Origin of the sequence: Bradyrhizobium sp. 23 (genome assembly GCF_023073295.1) — a bacterium.
GTDB lineage: Bacteria > Pseudomonadota > Alphaproteobacteria > Rhizobiales > Xanthobacteraceae > Bradyrhizobium > Bradyrhizobium canariense_D.
Genome location: NZ_JADPJF010000070.1, coordinates 253,388 through 256,175, shown reverse-complemented (window position 1 = coordinate 256,175; position 2,788 = coordinate 253,388). Strand labels below are relative to the sequence as shown.

3 protein-coding genes and 1 pseudogene are annotated in these 2,788 nt (G+C 64.9%); 1 reads left to right on the top strand and 3 read right to left on the bottom strand.

The window, feature by feature from the left end; genetic code table 11:
• Window positions 1–59 precede the first annotated feature (59 nt).
• Complete coding sequence (locus tag IVB32_RS19100) at window positions 60–1,037, bottom strand: tripartite tricarboxylate transporter substrate binding protein (RefSeq protein WP_018453849.1); 978 nt, start codon at window positions 1,035–1,037, stop codon at window positions 60–62.
• A gap of 97 nt (window positions 1,038–1,134) precedes the next feature.
• Window positions 1,135–2,070 (bottom strand): DMT family transporter, encoded by a 936-nt coding sequence (locus tag IVB32_RS19095; protein ID WP_007614154.1) that lies wholly within the window; start codon window positions 2,068–2,070, stop codon window positions 1,135–1,137.
• Window positions 2,071–2,175: 105 nt separating this feature from the next.
• Between IVB32_RS19095 and IVB32_RS19090 the strand changes: the two genes are divergently transcribed.
• Window positions 2,176–2,565, top strand: a complete 390-nt coding sequence (locus IVB32_RS19090; protein WP_018453850.1) for a hypothetical protein — start codon at window positions 2,176–2,178, stop codon at window positions 2,563–2,565.
• Window positions 2,566–2,582: 17 nt separating this feature from the next.
• On the opposite strand, the pseudogene IVB32_RS19085 reads toward IVB32_RS19090, so the two are convergent.
• Window positions 2,583–2,788: pseudogene (locus IVB32_RS19085) on the bottom strand (TetR/AcrR family transcriptional regulator); the annotation flags it as partial.

Below are 2,788 nucleotides of genomic sequence, written 5' to 3'. Positions count from 1 at the left end.
ATGGCCGGGACAAGCCCGGCCATGACGGAGAATGCCGAGCGCGCGGCTTTCGCGAGCCCCTACTGCTTCTCGATCCCTGCCTCGCGGATCAGCTTCTCCCACAACACCAGCTGTTCGTTCACGAACGTGCCGAGCTGCTCGGGCGTGCCCGAAAACGCGTCCATGCCGAGGGTGGCGAGCTGGGCCTTGATCTCCGGCTTCTCGACGATCTTCCGGATCTCGGCGTTGAGTCGCGTCACGATCTCCTTGGGCATGCCGGCGGGGCCAAAATAGCCCTGCCACGACGAGATGTCGAAGTCCGGCACGCCGGCCTCCTGCATCGAGGGCAGGTTCGGCACCAGCGACGAGCGGTCCTTCGTCGTGACGGCGAGCGCGCGTAGCGCGTTGCCCTGGACATGCGGCAGGCCGGTCAGGATGTCCACGAACATCATCGAGACGCGGCCGCCCATGACGTCGTTGAGCGCCGGCGGCGAGCTCTTGTAGGGCACGTGCAGGAGGTCGAGCCCGGCATTGTGTGCAAAGGTCGCCCCCGACACGATCGCCGAGGACGAGCCCGAGGCGTAGCTCAGCTTGCCCGGATTGGCCTTGCCGTAGGCGATGAGCTCGCCGACGGTCTTGGCCGGCACCTCCGGGTGGATCACCAGCATGAAGGGCAGGTCGCCGGTGCGCGCGATCGGGGTGAAGTCCTTGACCGGATCGTAGGTCAGGCTTTTGAGCAGATAGGGATTGGCCGAATGCGTGGTGTTGGTGGTCACCAGCAGCGTGTAGCCGTCGGGCGCGGCGCGCGCGACATAGGTGGCGGCGATCATGCCGTTGGCGCCCGCCTTGTTCTCGATGACGATGCCGACGCCGAGGGCCTGCGACAAATGCTGCGAGATCAGCCGCGTCGTGGTGTCGGTGCCGCTGCCGGCGGCGAACGGCAGCACCAGCGTGATGTTGCGGCTCGGATAATTGTCGGCCTGCGCAGCGGACGCGGCGGCGAGACAAAGGGCGCCCGTGCCGATGGCACGCAGGTTTCGGATCAACGCTGAAAGCATGTCTGGTCGTTCCCTCTTTTTTGGTTGGCGGGGAACCTAGCGTCTCCTCGTCGAAATCGGAAGGCGCGAGTTTGTCGCCTCGTCTCGCGTCGCGGAATTACTTCACCGCAGAACCCTGGCGCGAGGCGATCACGACGCCGGCGAGCACCAGCAGGTAGCCGATCAGGTGGAAGGGCTGAATCTTTTCGCCGAGCAGCAGGATCGCCATCGCCGAGCCGAACACCGGCACCAGATGGAAGAACGGCGCGGCGCGGTTCGGGCCGATCAGCGCCACGCCCCGGTTGAAGAAGAGATAGGCCAGCGTCGAGGGAAAGATCAGGATGTAGCCCAGCGTCGCTAGCGTCACCCCGTCGAGTTGCAGGACGCGACCACTCCAGGCCTCCCAGATCGCGGTCGGCAGCAGCATCGTCGCGCCGCAGCAGGTGGTGAAGGAGAGAAAGGAGAGCTGGTGGATCTTGGGCCGCCGCGGGATGAAGGCAGAGTAGATCCCGAACGCCACCAGCGAGGAGGCGAACATGATGTCGCCCCTGTTGAAGCTGATGCTCGCGAGCGCGGCGAGATCGCCGCGCAGGATGATGATCAGCACGCCGAGAAGCGAGATCCCGATGCCGGCGAGCTGCGCACCGGTCAGCCGCACGCCGAACAGCACCAGCGACCACAGCGCCACGAACAACGGTCCGGCCGACTGGATCAGCAGCGCGTTCAGCGCTTCCGTGTACTGCATCGCCCAGTACGAGATCGCGTTGTTGAAGGCAAAGCCCACCAGCGACAGGAACAGCATCAGCGGCAGGCTCTTGCGCAGATTCGGCCAGTCGCGCTTCAGATGCGGCCAGGCGAAGGGCAGGAGGATCAGGAACACGCCGAACCAGCGGATCGTGGTCACCGTCAGCGGCGGCACATGCGCGCCGACGTGGCGCGCGAGCACGATGTTGCCGGCCCAGAACAGCGAGCTCAGGCTGAGCAGCAGATAAGGCTGGTTGTTGAGCCAACTGGCCGGATTGGAGGCCGGTGGCGCGGGCGAAGCGATCGTCATTGGCGTTGCATACGAGCTTGCGCCGGATTTGCGTCGTGACACAAGTCATGCGACCGCAATGCTACAATGCAGGCATGACCAGAGGAGGCGGCATTGGCGGTTAATATGTTGAACATCGATGGCCTTGATCGGCTCGATCGGCATGCACCGGTGGTGATGTTGAACCTGATGCGCTTCCACGCGCACTCCGGCGACGGCGACGGTTCCGGCTGGGACGCCTATCTGCGCTACAGTGCGGTCACAGTGCCGATGATCAAGGCACGCGGCGGCACGCTGCTCTGGACCGGCGAGGCCAGGGCCGTCGCGCTCGGCCCGCAGCAGGGCAACGACTGGGATTTCGCGGCGCTGGTCTATTATCCCACCGTCACGGCTTTCATCGACATGATGACCTCGAAGGCCTACGAGACGGAGGCTGATCCGCACCGCGTCAACGCCTGCGCCGAGCACGTCATCATTGCGACCAGCGAAGCGTACAGCAAGTTCAAGATGAAGTAGCGCCGCCTGCTGCCGGCTTACTTCAGCCCGTCCACAGCCGCGTGGCACGCCGTCTGCAGCAAGCGACAGACCTCCTCCGTCGACCGCTGCCGGCTCAGCGCTGCAAACGTCGGATAACTCGTCAGCACGAAGATCAAATCAACCGTGTCCCGCATGGCGCGCTTTGCCGCGTGCTTGCCCACGATCCGCGACAGCAGCGCGGTCAGCAATTCGCGCCGTCGCT